This is a genomic window from Anabaena sp. AL93 (genome assembly GCF_001672085.1).
GTDB classification, from domain to species: domain Bacteria; phylum Cyanobacteriota; class Cyanobacteriia; order Cyanobacteriales; family Nostocaceae; genus Dolichospermum; species Dolichospermum heterosporum.
On sequence record NZ_LJOU01000094.1, the window covers coordinates 1 to 22762 of the forward strand.

General features: G+C 35.9%; 20 protein-coding genes, 1 rRNA gene and 1 CRISPR repeat array. Of the genes, 18 read left to right on the forward strand and 3 right to left on the reverse strand.

Translation table 11 applies throughout. The annotated features are described in order from the left end of the window. From AN486_RS21210 to kdpC, 4 genes are all read left to right on the forward strand, one after another. Positions 1 to 488, forward strand: a 488-nt coding sequence (locus AN486_RS21210) for a potassium-transporting ATPase subunit KdpA (protein ID WP_290602459.1), incomplete at its 5' end; no start/stop codon positions are given. Further along, entirely contained in the window at positions 467 to 2443 is a 1977-nt protein-coding gene (gene kdpB, locus AN486_RS21215) for a potassium-transporting ATPase subunit KdpB (protein WP_290602460.1), read from the forward strand. The genes AN486_RS21210 and kdpB, both read left to right, overlap by 22 nt. A 163-nt stretch (positions 2444 to 2606) precedes the next feature. Further along, positions 2607 to 2801 (forward strand): potassium-transporting ATPase subunit F, encoded by a 195-nt coding sequence (locus AN486_RS21220; protein ID WP_039205087.1) that lies wholly within the window; start codon positions 2607 to 2609, stop codon positions 2799 to 2801. Then, positions 2801 to 3415: a K(+)-transporting ATPase subunit C gene (gene kdpC / locus AN486_RS21225; RefSeq protein WP_053539688.1), complete on the forward strand. Its 615-nt coding sequence runs from the start codon at positions 2801 to 2803 to the stop codon at positions 3413 to 3415. The genes AN486_RS21220 and kdpC overlap by 1 nt, the downstream gene beginning before the upstream one ends. Here kdpC and AN486_RS21230 read toward each other — a convergent pair. Together AN486_RS21230 and AN486_RS21235 are read right to left on the reverse strand one after the other, a co-directional pair. Further along, on the reverse strand, positions 3398 to 3724 hold the full coding sequence (locus AN486_RS21230; protein WP_052150108.1) for a hypothetical protein: 327 nt from the start codon (positions 3722 to 3724) through the stop codon (positions 3398 to 3400). The genes kdpC and AN486_RS21230 overlap by 18 nt on opposite strands. A gap of 480 nt (positions 3725 to 4204) precedes the next feature. After that, positions 4205 to 5077, reverse strand: coding sequence for a WYL domain-containing protein (locus tag AN486_RS21235; protein WP_053539689.1), 873 nt, complete (start codon positions 5075 to 5077; stop codon positions 4205 to 4207). Positions 5078 to 5549: 472 nt separating this feature from the next. On the opposite strand from AN486_RS21235, the gene AN486_RS21240 reads away from it, so the two are divergent. The 14 genes from AN486_RS21240 (at position 5550) to AN486_RS21305 (ending at position 22052) form a co-directional block, all read left to right on the forward strand. Then, positions 5550 to 5720 carry a hypothetical protein gene (locus AN486_RS21240; RefSeq protein WP_234413199.1) on the forward strand — a complete coding sequence of 57 codons (171 nt, stop codon included), beginning with the start codon at positions 5550 to 5552 and terminating at the stop codon, positions 5718 to 5720. Positions 5721 to 5834: 114 nt separating this feature from the next. Beyond that, positions 5835 to 6287, forward strand: a complete 453-nt coding sequence (locus tag AN486_RS21245; RefSeq protein WP_053539691.1) for a nucleotidyltransferase domain-containing protein — start codon at positions 5835 to 5837, stop codon at positions 6285 to 6287. Then, positions 6284 to 6727, forward strand: a complete 444-nt coding sequence (locus AN486_RS21250) for a DUF86 domain-containing protein (protein WP_053539692.1) — start codon at positions 6284 to 6286, stop codon at positions 6725 to 6727. The genes AN486_RS21245 and AN486_RS21250 overlap by 4 nt, the downstream gene beginning before the upstream one ends. After that, complete coding sequence (locus AN486_RS21255; RefSeq protein WP_053539693.1) at positions 6720 to 9449, forward strand: CRISPR-associated protein Csc3; 2730 nt, start codon at positions 6720 to 6722, stop codon at positions 9447 to 9449. Before AN486_RS21250 ends, AN486_RS21255 begins: the two co-directional genes overlap by 8 nt. Before the next feature lie 28 nt (positions 9450 to 9477). Beyond that, positions 9478 to 10503, forward strand: coding sequence for a type I-D CRISPR-associated protein Cas7/Csc2 (gene cas7d / locus AN486_RS21260; protein ID WP_053539694.1), 1026 nt, complete (start codon positions 9478 to 9480; stop codon positions 10501 to 10503). A 3-nt stretch (positions 10504 to 10506) separates the two neighbouring features. After that, entirely contained in the window at positions 10507 to 11265 is a 759-nt protein-coding gene (gene cas5d, locus AN486_RS21265; RefSeq protein WP_053539695.1) for a type I-D CRISPR-associated protein Cas5/Csc1, read from the forward strand. Further along, positions 11258 to 13537 (forward strand): type I-D CRISPR-associated helicase Cas3', encoded by a 2280-nt coding sequence (gene cas3, locus AN486_RS21270; protein WP_053539696.1) that lies wholly within the window; start codon positions 11258 to 11260, stop codon positions 13535 to 13537. Before cas5d ends, cas3 begins: the two co-directional genes overlap by 8 nt. Before the next feature lie 23 nt (positions 13538 to 13560). Beyond that, positions 13561 to 14379 carry a CRISPR-associated endoribonuclease Cas6 gene (gene cas6 / locus AN486_RS21275; protein ID WP_290602461.1) on the forward strand — a complete coding sequence of 273 codons (819 nt, stop codon included), beginning with the start codon at positions 13561 to 13563 and terminating at the stop codon, positions 14377 to 14379. A gap of 350 nt (positions 14380 to 14729) precedes the next feature. Continuing rightward, positions 14730 to 14978 (forward strand): four helix bundle protein, encoded by a 249-nt coding sequence (locus tag AN486_RS21280; RefSeq protein WP_234413414.1) that lies wholly within the window; start codon positions 14730 to 14732, stop codon positions 14976 to 14978. Positions 14979 to 15037: 59 nt separating this feature from the next. Further along, positions 15038 to 15676: a CRISPR-associated protein Cas4 gene (gene cas4 / locus AN486_RS21285; protein ID WP_290602463.1), complete on the forward strand. Its 639-nt coding sequence runs from the start codon at positions 15038 to 15040 to the stop codon at positions 15674 to 15676. 104 nt (positions 15677 to 15780) lie between these two features. Beyond that, the gene (gene cas1d, locus AN486_RS21290) at positions 15781 to 16785 is read left to right on the forward strand and encodes a type I-D CRISPR-associated endonuclease Cas1d (RefSeq protein ID WP_168635263.1); all 1005 of its coding nucleotides are present in this window, start codon (positions 15781 to 15783) and stop codon (positions 16783 to 16785) included. A 20-nt stretch (positions 16786 to 16805) separates the two neighbouring features. Then, positions 16806 to 17078, forward strand: a complete 273-nt coding sequence (gene cas2, locus AN486_RS21295; protein WP_053539699.1) for a CRISPR-associated endonuclease Cas2 — start codon at positions 16806 to 16808, stop codon at positions 17076 to 17078. 227 nt (positions 17079 to 17305) lie between these two features. Beyond that, positions 17306 to 18518: direct repeats of the CRISPR family, unit length 37 nt; unit sequence ATTGCAATTTCACTTACTCCCTATTAGGGATTGAAAC. A gap of 940 nt (positions 18519 to 19458) precedes the next feature. Continuing rightward, positions 19459 to 20694, forward strand: a complete 1236-nt coding sequence (locus tag AN486_RS21300) for a glycosyltransferase family 4 protein (protein WP_053539700.1) — start codon at positions 19459 to 19461, stop codon at positions 20692 to 20694. 800 nt (positions 20695 to 21494) lie between these two features. Next, positions 21495 to 22052, forward strand: coding sequence for an iron reductase (locus AN486_RS21305; RefSeq protein ID WP_290602462.1), 558 nt, complete (start codon positions 21495 to 21497; stop codon positions 22050 to 22052). Between the two features lie 419 nt (positions 22053 to 22471). Here AN486_RS21305 and rrf read toward each other — a convergent pair. After that, positions 22472 to 22589: ribosomal RNA gene (rrf, locus tag AN486_RS21310) — 5S ribosomal RNA — on the reverse strand. Positions 22590 to 22762 lie beyond the last annotated feature (173 nt).

A 22762-nucleotide genomic window follows, 5' to 3' on the forward strand; every position in this document is an offset into this window, starting at 1 on the left:
CCGCCACAATGTGTGGAGCAATTAATAGTTTAATTGATTCATTTATGCCCAACGGCGGTTTTGTTACCTTTGCCAATATGTTTCTCCAAATCATTTGGGGCGGACAAGGAACAGGAACAGCTTATTTATTTACTTACCTCATATTAACCGTCTTTGCTACAGGCTTAATGGTAGGCAGAACACCGGAATTTTTAGGAAGAAAAATCGAAAAACGCGAAGTTGTCCTGGCCAGTTTTTTGATTCTTTTAGTACATCCCATCGCCATCATGATACCAGCCGGAATCACCCTAGCTTTTCCCGACCAACTAGCAGGAATCAGTAATCCCGGTTTTCATGGTTTTGCTCAAGTGCTGTATGAATATACCTCAGCCGCAGCTAACAACGGTTCTGGACTCGAAGGTTTAGGAGACTCCCAACCATCACCTTTAGCCATAGCTATGGGAGCAAAACCCACTATTACCGCTTTATGGTGGAACCTCAGCGCATAGTGGTTTTTTTAGTCACTCTTGACCCTAATTTATTTGGCACTGTTAAGGCTGATATTAATCAACAACGACTGTTAAATGGGATAATTACTCTGATTTTATTTTCCACCGTTTTGTTTGCCAATTTTGCGGAATCTGTGGCGGAAGGAAGGGGTAAAGCCCAAGCTGATACTCTCAGAGCTACCCGTTCTGATACTATGGCTCGGAAAATTTTATCTAATGGGGTGATTGAAACTACTAACTCTACGGAATTACGTAAGGGGGATTTAGTGAAAGTCATTGCAGGTGATATGATTCCGGCTGATGGAGAAGTTACTCAAGGTATGGGTTCTGTTGATGAGTCAGCCATTACGGGAGAATCTGCCCCTGTACTTAAACAACCGGGGACGGATATTGCTAGTTCGGTTACAGGTGGTACACGCTTGCTGTCTGATGAGTTGGTAATTCGGATTACTGCTGATCCCGGTCAAGGTTTTATTGATAGAATGATTTCTCTGGTAGAAGGTGCAGAACGCAGTAAAACACCTAATGAAATTGCTTTAACTGTGCTGTTAGCAGTTCTTACCCAGGTATTTTTAATTGTGGTTTCTACTCTTCCTCCGTTTACTGGTTATATCGCTAATTTTATTAGTGTGGTATTTGGGGAAGATGCAGGGAATAATTTACGCAATGGTGCCAGTATTGCCATTCTAATTTCTCTGTTAGTAGCTTTAATTCCTACAACTATTGGTGGTTTATTGAGTGCTATTGGTATAGCTGGCATGGATAGAGTCGCTCAATTTAATGTGATTGCTACTTCTGGGAGAGCAGTAGAAGTTTGTGGTGATATTAATACTTTAGTTTTAGATAAAACAGGAACTATTACTTTAGGCAATCGCATGGCTGATGAATTTATTCCTGTGAATAATTACTCTGTTGAAGATGTAGCCAGAATTGCCAGAATCGCAAGTCTATTTGATGAAACACCGGAAGGTAGATCAATTGTGAAGTTAGCAGAAAAATATCAGGTAGTTATAGATGTTGATGTTGATCATGCTGAAGGTGTAGAATTTTCAGCTAAAACCCGTATGAGTGGGATTAATTTAGCTGATGGTAGTGAAATTAGAAAAGGTGCGGTAGATGCAATTAAAGGTTTTGTCCGTTCTCGTGGTACTCAAGCTCCTCCAGAATTAGATGCGGCTTATGAACAGGTTTCTTTATTGGGAGGTACACCTTTAGCTGTTTGTTTAAATGACCAAATTTATGGTGTGATTTATCTCAAAGATATTGTTAAACCTGGTCTTAAAGAAAGATTTGATCAACTGCGAAGAATGGGGGTGAAAACTATTATGCTCACTGGTGATAATCGCATTACAGCTAGTGTTATTGCTAGGGAAGCAGGAGTTGATGATTTTATTGCTGAAGCTACTCCAGAAGATAAAATTAGTGTCATTCGGGCTGAACAATCTCAAGGTAAATTAGTGGCAATGACGGGAGATGGGACTAATGATGCACCAGCTTTAGCTCAAGCAAATGTGGGTGTAGCTATGAATTCGGGAACACAAGCGGCAAAGGAAGCTGCTAATATGGTGGATTTAGATTCTGATCCTACCAAATTAATTGATTTGGTGACTATTGGTAAACAGTTACTAATTACTCGTGGGGCATTAACTACATTTTCTATTGCTAATGACATTGCTAAATATTTCGCTATCATTCCCACTATTTTTGGCGCAGCAGGGATTGGTGCTTTAAATATTATGGGCTTAAAAAGCGCTCAATCAGCAATAGTTTCGGCTCTAATTTATAACGCTTTAATTATTCCGGCACTGATTCCTGTAGCACTCAAGGGCGTAAAGTTTCTACCTCTCACAGCAGATCAATTATTAAAACGCAATATCTTTATTTATGGTGTTGGGGGTATTATTGCGCCCTTTATTGCCATTAAATTAATTGATGTCATTCTGCCTTTAAACTAGAGGAGGTTTGAAAAGTTATTAGTTATGTATCAAGAACTTTTAGATCCCCCTAAATCCCCCTTAAAAAGGGGGACTTTGATTCTAGTTCCCCCCTTAATAAGGGGGGTTAGGGGGGATCAACAAGTGCCTAACGACGAAAAGAAATATCCCAACATCAGAAATTATGCACAAACATCAACTCCCGATTTATTTATTTTTAGGAATATGCAGTAATTTAATTATTGCCCCAATGGTTTATGCGGCTACATCTGAACATTTTTCTCGTTCACAAGCTTGGGCTTTAGGACTATTAGGAGTAGGAATTTTAAGTCTGTCTATTTATTTGTTTTTTGTAATGTTTCAACCGGAGAAATTTTAATGAGTTTTACTAGAGATGCTAACCAGGCTATTCGTGCTACTTTAATCACTTGGATAATTTGCGGCTTAATTTATCCATTGATCATGATTATTGTTGGTCAAATTGTATTTCCTGATCAAGCTAATGGTAGTTTAATTACTAATAGCCAAAAACAAGTTATTGGTTCTGATTTAATTGGGCAACCTTTCACTTCTGAACGCTATTTTAATGGTCGTCCCAGTACCACTAATTACAGTACAGCAGATCCAAGGAAGGATGAAAGTGGAGTTTTAAAGACAGGTATATCTGGCGCTAGTAATTTAGCTCCCAGCAATATAGCATTAATAGAACGGATTAAGGGAAATGATGGTTTTCAGGGTTTACAGACGGCAGGTATAAAACCTACTGCTGATTTGGTTTATACTTCTGGTTCTAGTCTTGATCCTCATATTAGTTTAGCAGGTGCTAAGGCACAAATTGCTAGAGTGGCAAAAGCTAGGGGAGTTCAAGAACAAAAACTGGAAAGTTTAATTAATCAGAATATTGATGGGCGTTTTCTTGGTATTTTTGGAGAACCTGGAGTCAATGTTTTAAAGTTAAATTTAGCTGTGGATGCTTTAAAATCTGGAGGTTAAATCAGACAAATAATGAAATCCTTTTCTCAAGTCCTCTCCAAATGAGTCATAAGTTCCCTGGTAAGATGTAAAAATCTTGTACCCTGGCAATACTAAAGCAATACCTATTCTGCTGTGAATCTTACCTGGATATTTATAAGGTTGATCATCAGGAACATCACCACCAATACGCATAAGTATTCCTGGTAGCCATAAGTATAATCCAGGAATTAATAAGTCCATGCTGTAAGCAATTTCTCTCATCGCTTCGTTTTCACTAAGAGCATTATTGCCAGAAAAGCTCAACTTGGCGTTTGTGATGTTCAACATTACGTTTTTAATCTCCAATAGAGATTTTGGGCGTTGCTGAATTAGGGTATGAAATTGAAAAATCAATGATTTCAAACTCTTAGAGACTTCCAAGAAATAAATTATCCTAAGAAACGAACCACAGAGGCACAGAGTACACAGAGAGAGAATTTCTGCATCAGTTTTGGGACATTTTTTTATTTGGAAGTCTCTTACTCTCTACGACTGGAGCGCCTCTGCGTGTTCGCGCAGCGTGCCGTAGGCATAACAAAATCATACTCTTAATCAGCAACGCCAGATTTTGCTAGCAGTTTCAATCCCTAATAGAGATTATTGTAACAGGAATAGGAATCTCCACACACTACCTATAGCGGTTATTGTTCGGATGCAATCCAATTGAGGGTGGGGAAATCCCGCCCCTACTAAATACTGGATTGCGTATCTACGTTTTCGCTGTGGTGTAAGGTATTTCTCAATCCTTGGCTATTACCTGTAATGATATTAACTGGTGAGTGATGCAGTCAAGTCATAATTTTGACATAGATTGATGAGTTTTCCTTTAATGCGCGATCGCACATTCTCCGGTGAAACTACAATACAATCGGAGGAATATTGCATGATTTCCCGAATAAACCAGAATGTATTTGATACTTGTCTAATTACTCGCTTCACTTTTGATTTTTCTGGTATCCATTCAACTATTGAATCCTCTGGTTTAGTTTGATAGGCAAAAGCTAAGTTGTTTAGTAGGTGCATTTCTACATCTATTTGATCTAACTGCGATCGCCATTTACCAGCAATTTCCGTAATAGCTGCTTCGTTAATTCTATCTAAACGAAAACACCAGTTATGCTGTAGTGCTTCTATGTCATGGTTATCTAATGTTTCCTCACACCAGCAATCAAGATATAGACGTTTTTCATGGGGGGTAATCTTAGCATAGTGAACTGTATAATTTAATATTCTTTCTGTTGCATCTTGATAGGAAAGTTGAAACGGTTGTTGACGCAAAATATAGTGGTCAACTTGTAACCGCCAAGATGGAAGTGAATTGTTTAAAACCCCTTCAATTTCCTTTCGCATTGGTATGGACAATTCACTGCGTTCAAGTAACAAATTGGCGATAATCTGCCCTTGTTCCACTTGTCCAATGTCTGTTAATGCACCTATGCAACGGTATAATGCGCGGATACGTGATTCCTGCCAGTCATGATTTTTGCCAATGATTAATTCATGTTGAGCGATCGCTTTGATCAGTTTGGAGATATTGGGATCTTCTCCCCACATCATCCCGAATTCGAGAGCGATCGCTTCTAGTTCGGCTTTGTCCCGTTCTGATACCGACAGGGTAATAGACTGACCTTTTCTACTCATTTTGTACGGACACTTTTACACGAATATCTCTTGTCAACTTTTATTTTCGGTGTCATTATAGATTTTAACAACGAGTTACGGACACAATATGAGGTATTTAAAAAAGATATTAAAAAAGCTAGAGTCTAGCTCTAGCTTACAAGCCCTGATAGGGATTAATGAGTTATGTTAATGCCTTGATCACTTCTTTACTACAGTTTCAATCCCTTATAGGGATTAGGGTCTAGTCTCAAGGCTTCTTTAGTATATATCCTAAAAGTTTCATGGAACAATTTTTTTACCAGATTTTTACTCACTTCTTTACTACAGACAAATTTTTGCTGCTATATTAGAGGTAACCGAAACAAAGCTGTTTCAGTTTACCTATGTTGAGTGGTATCTCATAGGTTAGCACTGATATGGCTATTTCGGCGCAAACTTATTGAGGTAATTTTTTGTGAAAGATAATCTTCCAGATCGTATGCTTCAAGTTATGTCAGATTCTTGCTGGCATTCTACAGAAGAACTAGTCGAAAAAATTAGCCACCGATTTTCTGCAACTATGCACGTCCTCAAGAAAAGAGGTTATCAGTTTAATAAACGCCGTACTCAAGGTCAACAGCATGAGTATAGACTTGTAATTGAGTCAAAAGCGATAGCTTAAAAAGAATTTCTAACATATTGGGGGTAGTTTCTCCTACTCCCATTTCTTGAAAATAGTAGTTAGTAATGCAGAAATTTATTGAAGAAAATAACTCCTATAGCTGGACTAAAGCAAATGCAAAACAATACTCCCACAATTACAGAACTTCAAGAATTATCCTCACAAATTCCTGAGAAAATACCTTACTTAAAAATGTTAGTTTTATTTGGTTCTAGAGCAACTGGTAAAACTAAAGCTAATAGTGACTGGGATTTTGCAGTTTTATATGATGAAGAAAAACGTCAGAATTACATAGCAAATAATATTGCTGTTTTATTTGAACTGCCAATTGTGATTGGTGAAGTTTTACAAATTAATCCTGATATTATAGATATTGTAGAACTAAATAAATGTTCTTGGTTAATTAGTCATTTTGTAGCGCGTGATGGAATTATGTTATATGAAAAATTTACTGGACAATTTAATGATTTTTGCTTAAATTCCTTAAAAGCTGAATCAGAGTTAAAGAAATTTCGTAAAGAGCAACAACGAATTATTGAAATAGAGTTAAATAAGTGGGGAGCATGAATAATATAGATTCTGAAATAGTTTTATCAAGACTAAGGTTAATTACCAAATATTACAACACATTAGTAGAATTTAATTCTCTGAGTCTTGATGAATTTTTAGGTGATTTTCGTCAACAACTAATTGTAGAAAGACTATTGCAATTAATGACTCAAGCCGCAATAGACATCAATGATCATATATTGTCAAAACTCAAATCTGGAAAGTCTTACACTAATTTTGAGGCTTTTATTGAATTAGGTAAATATCAAATTCTTACTCCTGAACTAGCAAAACAAATTGCGCCATCATCAGGTTTAAGAAATCGTTTGGTTCATGAATATGATGATATAGATCCGAATCAGGTTTTCATGGCAATTAGTTTTGCATTACAGCAATATCCGCTTTATGTTAGACAAATCAACTCTTATTTAATTACATTGGAAGAAGAAAATGATTAAACGCGGTCGGCTTTTAAATCGTCCTCCTAAATCCTTAGAGGAAATTTATTTCAGTGAAATTCGCCCCCAACTTTATGAAAACCATGCACATCATCATCAATATGGTGTGAGAACAGGTACAACTCTTGCAGAACATTTAGACTCTGCGTGTCAGTTTATTTTGACAGTTAGCCGCATAGCAGAAGTAGCAGAAGATAAACGACCTTTATTATTAGCTGCAACTGCTGTTCATGACCTCAATAAATTAGATCCTCAAGAACGAAAGGTCAAAACCTTAGCTAGAGATAAAGACTTTTTAAAAGAACAACTTGAAAAAGCTTGTGTTCTTAGCTTTGTAGTCACAGATAATGACTTAGAATTAGTCAGAAAGTTGATTGAACGTCATTCAGGTCACAGCGTCAGTGATGGTGCTAGATTTTTACCAGAAGACCCAAATATTGAACGTTGGGCTGCAATGTTAGTTGCTGCTGATTTGTTTGATTTAGGTATTCCTGATGCACAACGATTTCGCAAAATAGAAACAGAATTAACAGTCGCTTTTGGCAGAAAATGTAATCTTTTTCGAGTGCGTTTATCAGAAGATAAAGGTTATATTACATCCTTGTTACTGGGTGCTTGTGAAGAAGTTTTACAAAAATATGGCTTTCATCCCATCGCCATTTTTCCAGATAGCGAACTTTTTGAAGGTGGAAATTTACCAAATGTAGATTTAACCAAAGAAATCGCTACTGTTTGGCAAAGTAAAATTGATCAAGTTTTTGGTAACAATATTGAAAAACTTGTCAGAGCCACTAAAGATGGTATCAAAGTTACTCATCAGGCTATTCAACAAAATGTTGATGAGGTTTTAGTCAATATTCAGGCTCTTTTAGAAAAGAAGAAAGCAGGTTATAAATCAGATAAAGTTGCTGAATCTGTAACTAAATGGGGTGAAGATGCTGGTGAGGAAGCACTAGAAAAAGCTGCTGAACTGGGATTATTGCCTGTAAGTAATGCAGAAGAATTTGCTATATCTGAAGGTTTGAAAGCAGCTTATCTGAGTTATCGAGAAGCAGGTTTAAATCCTAAAGAAGTTTGGGATAAAATCTCTCATCATGCTGGAATTTCTGAACATCAACGCCTTGCACTTGAACCATTTAATGGTCAGTATGGACGACCTTTATTTGCAGCAAAAGCCGCTATTAATGGCATTGAAGGTATTAACGAATCTCTCAAAGAGTCTTTTCAACTAAGAAATAACAGTACAGAAACTTCTGAAGAAATGGAAGTATCTGAAGAAATAATTTTAGCAGTTCACAGAATGGTAAATTTACCTTTTGCTAATCAGCTAATTGGAATTAATGAATTAGATGCTTATGTAGAAGCTAATCCTAGACAAAGATGTTCTTTAGGTGCTACATCCAGTGAAATAGATGAATTAATTTCCGCAAATATGCCTCCTGGCACAAAAGTACAGGCTTTTTCTAATCGTTTACCAGGTGGTATTAGTGCCGAACCAAAAAGACAAGCAGATTCTATTGCTGCGTTAGCTTATCAACTAATGACAGTAGGTGCTAATTTTCCTAAAGTTAGCAAACAAGAACCTCTTTATTTACATTTATCATTACCTAAAGGTTCTGCTCCTGAACTTTTAAGAATTTGGCGCGAACTGTTAAAACAACTGGCAGCAACAAATACTGAAGGGGGTACTGTTACTGTTGATCAATTACAACTTTATCGAGATCACAAACTTGAATTTAAAGCTAATAAGGTAGTTGGTGCAGCATTACCTAAACGACCGGATTTTATTCATACATCTGTGATTATTCCTTTAGTTTGGGGAGATGTTAATACTTCTTTAGCTTTACTCAAATCACTGAGATTAGGATTAGAAATATCTTTATCTTTAGATATTGGTTTTCCTTTTACTTTAAGCAGCAATATGGAGGTAGATTTATTTGATGATGTATATGGCAGAGTTGAAGGTATTCCTGCTGCACTGCAACCTTTACTAAGAAATGGACAATATGAACGTTTTAAGAATGAAAAGACTCAGGAAGATAGGAATACTCTCAGTGCAGAAGAAATTCTTGAAAGATTACGTTGTCTTGGAGAACTAGCAATATCTGTTGCCAGCATTCAGAAATCTGATGATTGTTTATATGATTTGGCTCGTACTTGTGATAGACCAATTGAACTTTATTTTGTTTTGTTACGTTGGATTTTACGAGAACAAGATGAACCAAATTTGAGCATTATTTGGAGTCGAATTTGTCAGCCTTTAAATACATTAATGGAGAGCCTTATGCCTAATGAAAATTCACTTTTGACTAAGTATTTAAAAGAAGCTGCTCAAATTGCAGCAGAAGCGAACCTCAAGGGAAGTTCTTTCAAACGTACTGCTCAAACAGAACCTTTCACAGCTTTTATTACTGCTGTAAAAAATCAAAAACCTCATTTAGATTTGGAGGTAATGTTTGCAGCTTTAACCGAGCAATATTACATACGATTAGACCGCATTAATCGTGAATATCATGTAGGAGTAAAAAAACTTGAACAAGTTAAGCATTATTACAATGTATTACGCAACCTATATGAGAAGGTTTACTCTGCACGTCCAGAAAAGTTGTTATCTGATCAAAAAACTTTAGAAGCTGCTTATTTATTCTTTCTTGAAGAAGCACGTAAACAGCTTAAAAATAAATCAGAAGATGATTCTGATGAAACAAATACAACTGTTTAATTAATCATTAACTAACTAGGAGTTTATCATGTCAATTCAAAAGCTTTCCCCTGTTCTCGCAACTACCTACGAAAATTTCCCCAAAGGTCGGTTTATTACTTTAATTGTTCTCAGAACAACTCACTCAGAAACTATTTTTCGCACAGAAGGTTCTGGTGAGTCAATGTGTAATGAATTTGTTCAAGCTGGTGTGAATAATGATAATATTATTCAACGGTTGGTGATGACTAAACGTAAACAAGTAGCACCAGAAAGACGTTATGGAAGAGAACATTTAAGAGCGCACGAACTTTTATACACTAACGTCAAAGATGGCTCTATTTGCTCTTTAAATACTAATGCACCTTGTGAAATGTGTGTAGATTGTTTCCTTTATGGTTTTGCTGCTGGTGGAGGTGGCGCACAAAAAAGCCGTATTTGGACTGAAGATGCTTTTAGTATATTATCCGCTACTGATGTGGTAGGCGATCGCACTATTAACGCCATCTACGAAAACGGCACAATGCGAGATGAAAAAGGTAATCCTTCCACCGCTTTAAATACCAGCGAATACATCAAACCAGGAGTTCATTTTTTAGATGTTGTCACACTCAAAGATGTAACTGCTGATGAACTGCGCTACATTATCGGAAATATTCTTTTTACCAGTCGTTATGGTGCTGTTTCCAGTCGTGTAGGAAGAATGGAAAATCAAATATTAGGTATTTTTGGCAGTATTACCGAATTACCTAGCTCCTTGGAACTTGTACAAGCTACCTATGATGTTTTAGGAGAACCTTTAGAACACCCTTTAAATATTAATAGAGTCATCACAGCAACCAAGCAAGTAATTACAAATTGGCAAGACAGAAGAGGGGTTTCTGTGCAACTATCTGATGAAGAATTAGCAACTTTAATTACTGATGTAGAAACCCACTGGTCAGAAGCAGGACGTGATACTTTTCTCAAACGTTTAAGTCAATCCTATGAACCTTTCCGTCAAGTTGCACCTGAAAAAAACAAAGGTAAAGGTAAAGGTAAAAACAAAAATACTCAAGTTGAAGTAGAGAACTAAATTATGTCAACAATTCCTTTTTCACAGGCAAAACTTATTGAATTAAACTGTCTTGAACCAGTCTTTTTTGCCTCTAGGGAGTTGTCTGATACCTATTACACTGAGGGGTTACTTGGGAATTATGCTTTAACCTATGCTTTAGGTTGGGTAAATTCCCCCTATCGTCTCCAAGGTCAGGCTACAGGACGACCAACCTACAAAGAAGATTTTCAAGCAATAGCTCAATCCTGCTACATTTTACCAGCTTCACCAATAGGCAGAGTTACATTTAGATTTGAAAGATTTAACGCTCTTTCTGATGCTTATTGGTACACCATGACTAATAATCGTGTAGCAACTGCCAGAGAAGATTTACCATTACAACGTCAAGGTACAAAACCTAGTTCATTTAGAGCAAGTAATTTTCCTCAAACTGGAAGATTACGCATGATTGAAAGGGGTAATAAATTCCAAACATTAGTATTTGGAAATCAACAATTACCAGATTATATTCGTGTGGGAAAATTCGCTAGTAAAGTTAAAGTGAATGTCTTAAAAGAGTTTCCTATAACTTTACTCCCAGAAGGCGAATATAAAAGTCAATTTTATCTAAATGTTGCTGATTTACCAAGACAAATAGAAGTATTTGCTTTTGATTTAATCTCTATACCTCCTGCACCGATATTAAAAAATCTTCATTTTCGAGGTGCAGCTTGGCAAATTGGCGAAATGATTGTACCCGCAGGTTTACATTATTGTGGTAGAGAAAACAGAAATGAGTAATCAAAAATTAGTTATCAGGTTAGAAAATCGGAGTATTTCAGCTTGTGCATCTCCAGATGAATTATCTTTCATGGGTGGTAAACCACTACAACATCAAATTGATGTATTTGAAAAATCAAAAGATGCCGATATTATTCTTAATTTAGCACCAACTGGAACGGGAAAAACTAAAGCCGGATTAACAGTTTTATTACATCAACCTACAAAAAGTGCTGTTTATATCGCTCCCACTAATGCTTTAATTGAACAACAAACAGAAGCAGCACAAAAATTTGTTAAAGATGCCAATTTACCTCATGTAGTTAAATCAGCTTCAGCTAAAGATATTAAAAGTTGGCCTAGTGATAAAGTTGGCAATCGTCCAGGAGAAAAACTATATAATGTTTTGCGAAATCCGGCAACTGTTTTTAGTGATGTTGGTGCTAATACACCAATTCTGCTAGTAACTAACCCTGATATTTTTTACTATGCAACTTTCTTTGCATACAACAGGTTAGATAAAGGTAATATTGCTAGTGGTTTCTACACTAAATTCTCTACAGTCATCTTTGATGAATTTCATCTTTATGATGCTAAACAGCTAGTAGGGATGTTATTTTATCTTGCTTATTCTCACGTTTTTAAATTTTTCCAGCATGGACGCAAAGTAGTATTATTGACAGCAACACCTGAACCAGCTTGTGAATTAGCATTAGAAAATTTAAAACAAGCTGGTGTGAGGATAGCTAGAATTGATGGAGAAGTAAATAATAATAATCTTGTACCATCACAAACAACAGTTAACTTAGAATTACGACCTAAACCCGATAAAAATGAAAAGTGGATAGCAGAATTAGCAGCAGAAGTTATTCAACGTTTTCAAGAAAACCCCCATGAAAATGGTGCTGTAATTCTTGACTCACTTGATAATATTAATCGTCTCTCAGATTTACTCCAAAATCAAGGATTTGGTGATTATGTAGGACGCATTACTGGGCCTGCACCGAAAAAAGATAGACATAGGGCTATGCAATGTCAAATCATTTTAGCCACTAGCACAGTAGATGTAGGATTTAACTTTGAAAGAACTCCTGAACCAACAAGACAAAATTTAGATTGGTTGATTTTTTCTGCACGCGATCGCTCGGCATTTTGGCAGAGAATAGGTAGAGTGGGGCGTGTTTTAGGTAAATCTGAAACTAATATTGATTCAGACGCTATTGCTTATTTACCTGCTGATGCTTGGGAACAAGATATAACTTCTCTTGATACTGCTGGTGGACGTGCAGCACTAAAAGAGATGCTTGATAATCTTACCTGTTTAGATAAACCTTTTTTAGCTGCTTATTGGCGTTCAGAAGCATTTTTAGAAATTGCCCGTCCCTTGTTAGAACTAGAAGAACTGCTAGAAAATTTAACAGGTGCTGAATTAATTTCTCAACTTTTTGAAACTTTAAGATCAGTTTTAGGTGGAAATAGAACTTGGAAAGATTATCGTTACAGAATGAACGTTTTACGAGGTGCTGAAAATATTGCTAAAAAACCTCTCAAAGAACTTAAAAAAGATTGGAAATATATCAAAGGTGGTCAGGCTTTTGTAAAAAGATTTATCAAAGTAACATCTCCTGAAGAGTGGGATGATTTAGAAGCCGGACGGACAACAATAGAAGAATATGAAAAATTATTTAAAGAAGATGAAGAGGTTTTGGAGAACTTAAAAGAATTTGCGGAAATATTCAGTACCAGCTATGCGCCTTTATTTAGTTTTCGTTCTAGTTTATTTGAAAGTTTACCCATTCGTGACCCTCACGGATTTCTCTTAGATGAATCTGAAGAAACACGTTTAGATCCTTTTCATCTACTCCGATATTACGAATTTATCCAAAATGGTGATTATATTGAATTAACTCACCGCGCCAATGAAACTTATCAATTGAATTTTAGACTACGATATTATGATAGTCGCCAACAATTTGTAAATACTGAACTAAACAAACTCACAGCTTTCAAAAATTGTCAAATTATTCGCGGTGCTGGAGGTGCAATTCGTCCAACACCCTTAATACAAGCATTAAATAAATACCTTTTACCAGGAGTAATTATTTGCCCTATCACAAATGCTGCTGCTATTTTTCAATTAAATAGACAAGGAATTACTTCTTATCCTATAACTATTGTTTGTAATGATGTTGGGAAAGAATATAGATTCTTTGCAGGTTTATCAGGTATCTTAACAATGGCTATGAAATTTAAACAACTACGGCTTCCAGATGATGAAGTTTTTATTGCTTAATCTACATTATTTTTTAATACATTATGCCCCATAGTCTCATCCTCAACATCATCCCCCAATCTCCAATTTACCCCAATTTCCTCACAGGTAGACATTACCACGCCTTATTTCTTAACCTAGTGAGTTCTGTTGATAGAAAATTAGGAGACTACTTACACGAATCAAACGCCGATAAAGCCTTTACGCTCTCACCATTGCAGATACAAAACAAACATAAAACCCAATCTTATAGTTTGCAATATGCCCATCAAAATCCTATTCCTGCTGGTACTTCTTGTTGGTGGCGTATTTCTCTATTAAATGACAATTTATTTAATCAGCTTACACCTTTATGGTTAAATATAAACCCTAAACAACCTTGGCATTTAGGTTCAGCTAACCTATATATTACTAGCATTCAGGGTACACCCCAATCTAATCAACCTTGGGCAAATGCTTGTAGTTATTCCCAACTTTATCAACAAGCAAGCGAAACAGAACGCAATCTTAATTTCATTTTTTCTACACCTGTAGCTTTTCGTCAAGGTGCATTTGATAATGTTTTACCAACAAGGGAATCTGTATTCAATAGTCTACTAAATCGGTGGCATAAATATAGCGATATTGAATTAACTAATATTTCTTTTGAATCAATTTATGCTAGTGCTTTTAATATCAATACTGAAGTTATTAGCAACTATGACAATAAATTTATTGGTTGTTTAGGTGAAATCAGTTATCGCATTCTTGGCAATGCAGAAACAACGACAATTAAACAAATTAACGCATTAGCTGACTTTGCTTTATATGCTGGTATTGGCAGAAAAACAACAATGGGAATGGGAATGGTGAGGAGAAGGTGACAGGTGACAGGGAACAGGTGACAGGGAAGAGGAAAGAAGGTAAGAGGGAGAGTTAATAGGTTAGAGGCAAAAGTAAATAAGGGAAGAGGAGTTAGTTATGAAGATTGAATCACATCGAGATTTAATTGTGTGGCAAAAATCAATGAATATGGTAGTGAATATCTATAGCAATCCTAAATGAAATGTGTTCGCGAAGCGTGCCGTAGGTATCACATCTCTTATTTTCCTACCTCTGTGTCCTCTGTGCCTCTGTGGTTCGTTAAAAAAACTAGTTCATAACTCAAATAGGAGTCCTATATCAATTAGCATCTGCATTTCCAAATACAGAAATTTATCGTCTTACTTCACAAATTACTCGTGCTGCTGCATCTGTTCCAGCCAATATTGCCGAAGGTCATGCACGAGGAACAACTAAAAACGATTTTGCACATTTTTTATCTATAGCTAAGGGTTCATTAATGGAAACAGAAACTTTTTTAATGCTTGCTGTTAGATTAAATTATCTAACTTCAGAACAAGCAAATCCCACATTATCGCTGATTATAGAAATTAGTAAAATGCTCACTTCTCTTCGTTCTAAAATCTTAAATACACCATAACTAACTTTCTTCCCACTATCAACTTTTATCACTTTTAATTAATTATGTTTCAAAACGAAATGACTAACTCTCTTCCTACTTTCACCTGTAACCTGTCACCTGTCACCTCTGATGATGATTACGTTAATATCGCTTCTTTAAATCAATATTCCTATTGTCCTCACCGTTGTTGGTTGATTCATTGTGCAGGGGAATTTATTGATAATCAATACACAATTGAAGGTACAAGTTTACATGAACGAGTTCACACAGTTGGAGAACAAAATCGTGAGGAAACTTGGCAGATACGCGCCATTTATTTGAAATCAGAGCAATATAAACTTATCGGTAAATCTGATTTAATTGAGTTTGAAAATGGCGGATTTTACCCTATTGAATACAAAAGAGGACGCAGGGGAGAATGGGATAATGATGAATTGCAAGTTTGCGCTCAAGCTTTGTGTTTGGAGGAAATGACAGGAAAAAATATCAATACTGGCTATATCTATTATGCTCAAACTCATCAACGGAAATTAGTAGAAATTACCCCAGAATTACGAAGTAGTACGATCGCTACTATTGAAGCTATCCAAACCTTACTGTTTACAGGTACTATGCCAAAAGCTGTAAAAACAAAACGCTGTGATGGTTGTAGTCTTTATTCTCGATGTTTGCCCCAAGTTGCTGATAAAGTTGGGCGTTATCAAGAAGCAAATTAACCCAGATCCCCGACTTCTGAGATCAATTCATAATTTATGTAGAAAATAAAAAAGAAGTCGGGGATCTTATTTAGTCACCTATTATCTATTTTGAGGATTTAATTATGGGTACTCTTTACATCGTACAAGATGATGCTTTTATTGGTAAGGTTGATGAACGGATTAATGTGAAATATGAAAAGAAAATTCTTCAAGATGTTCCGTTTATTCATCTTGAGGGTGTAGTTGTTTTAGGACGAGCAACTATTTCACCGGCTGTTGTAGATGAATTGATGCAGCGTCATATTCCTCTATCTTTTATCAATAAAATTGGTCATTATTTGGGACGGTTAGAACCAGAAATGACTGGTAATATTTTCATTCGCAAGGCACAATGGCAAGCAGCAGGAGAAACCCCCCAATCTATTCATCTGGTGCAAGGGTTTGTTAGGGGAAAATTAAAGAATTATCGTCAAACTTTGATGCGTTATCAGCGTGAATTTAATGATATTGATCTATCTAAAAGTATTCCTCGCATTGAACAGGTAATTGCTGCAATTAATTCAACTGAAAGTATCAATTCCTTGCGTGGTTTAGAAGGTTCTGGTAGTGCTGCTTATTTTGGTTGTTTTGATAGTCTGATTCGTAATTCTCAATTTTCTTTTACTAAGCGTGTCCGTCGTCCACCTACAGATCCAGTAAATTCATTGTTAAGTTTTGGTTATTCTTTATTGCGTCATGATCTGCAAAGTGCTGTGAATATTGTCGGTTTTGATCCATATTTAGGATACCTACATTTCGATCGCTATAATCGTCCTTCTTTAGCTTTAGATTTAATGGAAGAGTTTCGCCCTTTAGTGGTAGATGCGGTAGTTTTATCTATTTTGAATAAGCAATTATTAACTCCAGCAGATTTTGTAACTGAACCGTTAAGTGGTGCTGTTTCTCTGACTCCAGAAGGACGTAAAACTTTTTTAACTTTGTACGAAAAGAAAAAAATATCGGAGTTTAAACATCCAGTAATGGGGCGTAAATGTAGTTATCGAGAGGCTTTTGAATTGCAAGCGAGATTACTGGCTAAGTATTTAATGGGAACAATTGATAAATATCCCCCTTTGGTCTTGAAATAAAATTTATTTAGATAGAATTTATGAATGTTGTTGTTTCTTACGATATTTCTGAGGATAAACGCCGGACTAAAATCCATAGTATCCTCAAATCCTATGGACAATGGGTGCAGTATAGTATTTTTGAATGTGAGTTAACTGATACTCAATATGCTAAATTGCGATCGCGTCTCAATAAACTCATAAAACCTGAAACCGACAGCATTCGCTTTTACTTTCTTTGTGCTTGCTGTTTTGGTAAAATAGAAAGAATCGGTGGTGAACAGCCCCGTGATCAGACGATTTTCTTCGCTTAATGCGCGGGGGGGTGGGTGTAAAAAATTCAATTTCTCAAAAAATGCCTGAAATCATGTCTACACAAGCTTTTCATGCAGTTCATGGAGTTCACCCATCCGCGCACCTTGCACAGCAGGAGTTTCAGCTATTTTACTCCTTGACACTTTTCTTGAAATGGATTATCATAAAAGCATCCGCGCAACTGAACCTTGAAAACCACATATATATAGGCTTTCAGCACCCCGCGATTGCAATTTCACTTACTCCCTATTAGGGATTGAAACTATTAAATATTGTGAAATTTGATGTCAAAAAACTTATTGCAATTTCACTTACTCCCTATTAGGGATTGAAACCATTGCAATCCGTCCACGCTATGTGGCAAGCTTAAGAAAAATTGCAATTTCACTTACTCCCTATTAGGGATTGAAACCACTGTTAGGGATAGGTGTAGAGGTTACAGTTTTAGATTGCAATTTCACTTACTCCCTATTAGGGATTGAAACGTCAATCCGATGGTTATACGATCAGACTAATCCAAGATTGCAATTTCACTTACTCCCTATTAGGGATTGAAACCAGTTCCTGTGCCTTTGGTGAGGTTGGAGGGGACTTATTGCAATTTCACTTACTCCCTATTAGGGATTGAAACAGCAAATAGTAATTGTGGTGTTCCAAAGCGTGGATTATTGCAATTTCACTTACTCCCTATTAGGGATTGAAACAGTTTCCGAAACTTGTCAGCCCATTCGGACACCTTCAAATTGCAATTTCACTTACTCCCTATTAGGGATTGAAACTACCTCTAGGTTGTGATTGCATCTACAATCTTGAATTGCAATTTCACTTACTCCCTATTAGGGATTGAAACCTTGAGCGATCGCCCTGGACAGAGTAGAGGTGTATCCTGATTGCAATTTCACTTACTCCCTATTAGGGATTGAAACTCTATTCGATGCCAAATTTGTAATCAATTTAAAGAATTGCAATTTCACTTACTCCCTATTAGGGATTGAAACCCACAAATTGCCACACCGCCAAGGGTGTGATTAGATTGCAATTTCACTTACTCCCTATTAGGGATTGAAACATATTTTTATGGCATACTCCAAATATATCCCCTAATTGCAATTTCACTTACTCCCTATTAGGGATTGAAACTCATTGCTTATCTTCTCCGTCTGACTTTCAAATGATTGCAATTTCACTTACTCCCTATTAGGGATTGAAACAGCCCATAAAGCTACTCTTGTGACTTTATTTATAATGTGAGATTGCAATTTCACTTACTCCCTATTAGGGATTGAAACAGGATTTAACAACCCTGCTATTTGTGCGGGTATAGGAATTGATTGCAATTTCACTTACTCCCTATTAGGGATTGAAACCGCCAACAAGGAATTATTGAGGGTTCGATAATTGCATTGCAATTTCACTTAGGAATGTGAATTAAATAAGGTGCAAAAGTAGGGTGTGTTAGCGACAGCGTAACGCACCATTCCAGGTTACATCAGAATTGCAGGTTATTAAATTTGCGTTCCTAACTAATTTTTTCCGGATAGAGATGGAATATTCAGCACTTATATTTTAGGGGGTTTTACTTTTTATCAGTGATGTAAGTGCAGTGACAATTATAAATTTTACACTTGCCATTTATCAATTGTTGAGTTGGATTAAGAAATTAGCCTTGAAAATAGGCTTTATTGTGGCAAATATATCTACGATTACCATTTAAAGGTATTCAAATTTAAGCTGGGCTAAATGCAATGATTGATACCCCTAATAAACAAAGGTAGAAATAATCAGGGTTATTAAATCATTATTTGCAAGTAAATGCTATGACTCAGATTACAAGATCACTAATATTTTCTGGCGATTTGGCACTAAAATAGCCAGTATTTAGGGTATTCTAAGGGAAATAGTTAGATTTAACAATTTTCCAAGCAGTTTCTGAGTAATCTCTTGGCAGTATTAGCTATAAATCATGACTATCTTTAATTATGCAGGTAAATTATCTAGCATTAGTAAACCTGGGCAAATCGGACAATAATCAGCGGTAAAATAGGGTAAAAATTTGTAGTTTTGTCAGTCAGGTGTTTGATAATTTTAATAACAGTTCAGGAGTCATAATACTTGGTAATTCGGGAATATAGAGGAGAAATATTTGATAAAAATAATCTCAGACAACTCTAAAATCCGTTATTATTTTGACTGAATCTGAATGCTCACAAATTTAATAAAGGTATTGCATTTTTTTGAATCAGCAATATCTAAAAACTTTATTTCTATATCCGGCAAAATTCAGCAAGAATTTAGTAGTGCTACAACCGAACAGAAGTAACAGCTTTTTATTGAATTTAAGATAATACCCTAATTCCAGTTAATTTATCAAGCTTAATTATGGAAAATATATCACAACTAGGGTCACAAGTTAGACATAAAACAGCTTACCCAGATATCCTCGTTATTTCCCGAATATTTCGCCCAGATGAGGCTGTAATTGGTGAATATGTCTATAATCGCTGTTTACAAGATCCAGATCGGGTAATTGTTTTAGCTGGTAGTTGTGCTGGAGATAAGAAATTTGATAAATCCCAACAATTTCCTGTTTATCGTTGGTTTAATTTTCCGGCTTGCTGTGATCACTGGCTAGGAAATATAATCCAATCTGGTTTTAATATTATTGCTGCTTTTTTATTAGCTATTAAATTATATTTTCGCTATCATTACCGCTACATTGAATGGTGTCACGGCTATGATTTTCCGGCATTGTTGTTACTCAGTTATATTTTACCAATTCGCTTTTTTATCTATTTACATGGTAATGATTTACTAAGTGTAACTAGTAATCCGTTATGGAGATGGCTATTAAAATTAACTCTCAATCGTGCTGATGGAATTGTTTGTAATAGTTCTTATATTCGCAATTTTTTAAGAAATACTTTTCGGCTAGATACACCCACTCATGTGATAAATCCGGTAGTGAGGTCAGAAAGATTTGGCAATCCCACTAGTTTGAGTCATATTGATGATTTACGTAATCGTATCCGGCAGATTTATAATATTCCTGAAACAGCGATAGTTATTCTTTCTGTGGGTAATTTAGTTAAATATAAAAACTTTAACCGGGTAATAGATAATATTCCCGTATTGCTAAATTTTGGTGTGGATGTTCATTGCATTATTTGCGGTGAAGGATCTTGTGAAATCCAGCTAAAATCTCAAGCGGAAAGGTTACGAATTGATCAACGGGTACATTTTGCAGGGTATGTGCCAGAAAGGGATTTAGCCGGTTATTATGCAGCTTGTGATATTTTCGCCATGTTAAATTCAGATAATTATGAAGATCAAACCATAGATAATTTTGGTATGGTTTATTTAGAAGCTGGTTATTTTGGCAAACCTGTAATTGCTTCTCGTTTAGGTAGTGTTTTAGATGCAGTTCATCATGAAGAAAATGGCCTGTTAGTAAATCCCGATTCTGGTTATGAGGTTTTGCAAACTTTTAATCGGTTATGTCAAGATTCACAGCTTCGGGAAAAACTTGGCCGTCAAGGTAGGGAATTAGCGAAACGGAAGACCTATCATCGCTGGTTATATAGTCCTGAATCTTGTTCTTCTTGTTTGTTAAATTAACCACGACCAAGGATGGTGACTATCCAGTAGAAGCTATTATTGAAATGGCGTTCACGTAGTGTCTCTGAAAGAGAATCGCTAGTTTCCTGGATACCGAAGCATTAGGTTTCGCAGACTGCAAACCAGGACGAGGACAATAGCAAACAACAAATATATATTAGTATTATTGAAAACTAATATATGGTCACTAAAATCATATACAAATTTGCAACTATTTTAACTGTTGTCATGGAGAATAAAATCATTGTTCCATAAATTGGCTCAGTTTGATAATATTGCAATCGGAATCTTGAATAAAAATTGCAGACTCTGTATAATCTGCCTTTTTTTGTTTTGTTAAAATCAGTAAATTGACTTAAAACCGATAGATTGCAGTTAAAGATAATTGTAGGTTGGGTAGAACAAAGTGAAACCCAACATTTCTAAGATTTTGTTGGGTTTTGTTTATTAACCCAAATTACACATATATACGCGAAAATGAGCAAGTTTTGACGATAGATGCAGAATAAATACCCGGGCTAAATCTTGTGGTGCGGGCATCCTGCACGATGGAATTATACAAACTTATTCCATAAGCTGTTACGCAGCTAAATCTGATATTTCGTAGCCTAGAGTCCTTGCCGTAAGGCTTTCGGGCAAAAAAGTAAATGCGTAACAGCTTACTAAAAAATTTTGTCAACTATCTTAAGACAGATTGCTATCTCTTACTAATTGTGGAAAAATGAAACCGTATTGTCCGATCTAAAGAATCTGGAAATGCAGCCTCTATCTCATAAAAACTCATAACAACTCATAACAACATGAATGGCATTTTGGGTTTTGTCACGTTAGTATTTATTAATTACATCTTCAGTGCCACAGTGTTTTTTTTGATACCATATATTGATTATGCAAATATTATCGGTGTTTTGTCTTTAATATATTATTCGCTGACTATTATTCCTACTATAATAAAAACACTTTTTCCGAATTTTTATAAGCAACAATATATTTGGAAAAGCTTGATGAAAAACCGACGTTACACAGGTGTTACTGCTTTTTGTTTTGCTTGGAATCACGCTGCATTATTGATTTGGCAAAAATCTTTAAATTTCCTAGATTTCAATACTTGCCTCCAATACTTTCAAGGCTTATCATCAATTATCATTTTCACTATTTTAGCCATAACATCTAATGACGAAAGTGTTAGAAAACTTAAAAAAAATTTAACCTATCTATGTTTGTTTATACTTCCCTGGCATATTTTAGATAAAATGTTCGGACGCTGGAGTTATCTCACTCCCTTTGCGGTTATTTTATCTATTAGTTTATCTTTGCTTTTTGTGACTAGACAAATAATCGAAATCAAGGAACAGTAACTAGTAGTTTGTCAAGATAAAAATGATGGACTGTAGTGTGAGCGTCTCGCTCACGCGGGCAAGATGCCCGCACTACCAAAAACCCGTTAAAATAAATTTGACAGACTACTAGTTACATCCCTTTTCTTGACACCTTATTCATCTTCAATTAATTTTACGGTTCTTCCGTACCTGTTATGCCAAATATGAGTTTATTTACCCCACAACCCATATAAATAAAGGATTTTATTGTTTTTGATACCAAATTTGTCAAAATAACCAATAAATTAATGTAAAATCCTTATATAACAAGGATCTTGGGATTTAAAAAAAATAATTTAGCATAACAAGTACCGAAGAGCCAATTTTACTCAGGTACTTAATAACCAAAACAAAACCCCCTCTAAAATAATAGAAGGGGCATTGTTGTTAAATAATAAACCTGGCATCGAGCTATTTTCACGTGGGGCTACCCCCAAACTATCGTCGCCGCAGCAGCGTTTCACCTCTGAGTTCGGGAAGGGATCAGTGTGGTTCCACCGCGCCATAGACACCAGGAAAGCCTTGCGGAAGTCAAAAGTCAAAAGTCAAAAGTCAAAAATTAAGTTTTGAGGTCTGAGTTTTAACTTGACAAAACCCTGAAGACTGCATTTGAGAAAGAGAAATCACAATAACAAATTGAATAGAGGTCAAGCCCTCGGTCTATTAGTACCCCTCAGCTTCATACATTA

Coding starts and splice junctions, on each gene's coding strand:
- AN486_RS21300 (WP_053539700.1), top strand. CDS start 19,459: ATGGAAAATATATCACAACTAGGGTCACAAGTTAGACATAAAACAGCT.
- cas5d (WP_053539695.1), top strand. CDS start 10,507: ATGTCAACAATTCCTTTTTCACAGGCAAAACTTATTGAATTAAACTGT.
- cas6 (WP_290602461.1), top strand. CDS start 13,561: ATGCCCCATAGTCTCATCCTCAACATCATCCCCCAATCTCCAATTTAC.
- cas3 (WP_053539696.1), top strand. CDS start 11,258: ATGAGTAATCAAAAATTAGTTATCAGGTTAGAAAATCGGAGTATTTCA.
- AN486_RS21255 (WP_053539693.1), top strand. CDS start 6,720: ATGATTAAACGCGGTCGGCTTTTAAATCGTCCTCCTAAATCCTTAGAG.
- AN486_RS21305 (WP_290602462.1), top strand. CDS start 21,495: ATGAATGGCATTTTGGGTTTTGTCACGTTAGTATTTATTAATTACATC.
- AN486_RS21230 (WP_052150108.1), bottom strand. CDS start 3,724: ATGTTGAACATCACAAACGCCAAGTTGAGCTTTTCTGGCAATAATGCT.
- kdpB (WP_290602460.1), top strand. CDS start 467: ATGGTGGAACCTCAGCGCATAGTGGTTTTTTTAGTCACTCTTGACCCT.
- cas7d (WP_053539694.1), top strand. CDS start 9,478: ATGTCAATTCAAAAGCTTTCCCCTGTTCTCGCAACTACCTACGAAAAT.
- cas1d (WP_168635263.1), top strand. CDS start 15,781: ATGGGTACTCTTTACATCGTACAAGATGATGCTTTTATTGGTAAGGTT.
- AN486_RS21240 (WP_234413199.1), top strand. CDS start 5,550: ATGTCAGATTCTTGCTGGCATTCTACAGAAGAACTAGTCGAAAAAATT.
- AN486_RS21250 (WP_053539692.1), top strand. CDS start 6,284: ATGAATAATATAGATTCTGAAATAGTTTTATCAAGACTAAGGTTAATT.
- cas2 (WP_053539699.1), top strand. CDS start 16,806: ATGAATGTTGTTGTTTCTTACGATATTTCTGAGGATAAACGCCGGACT.
- AN486_RS21245 (WP_053539691.1), top strand. CDS start 5,835: ATGCAAAACAATACTCCCACAATTACAGAACTTCAAGAATTATCCTCA.
- AN486_RS21220 (WP_039205087.1), top strand. CDS start 2,607: ATGCACAAACATCAACTCCCGATTTATTTATTTTTAGGAATATGCAGT.
- cas4 (WP_290602463.1), top strand. CDS start 15,038: ATGACTAACTCTCTTCCTACTTTCACCTGTAACCTGTCACCTGTCACC.
- AN486_RS21235 (WP_053539689.1), bottom strand. CDS start 5,077: ATGAGTAGAAAAGGTCAGTCTATTACCCTGTCGGTATCAGAACGGGAC.
- kdpC (WP_053539688.1), top strand. CDS start 2,801: ATGAGTTTTACTAGAGATGCTAACCAGGCTATTCGTGCTACTTTAATC.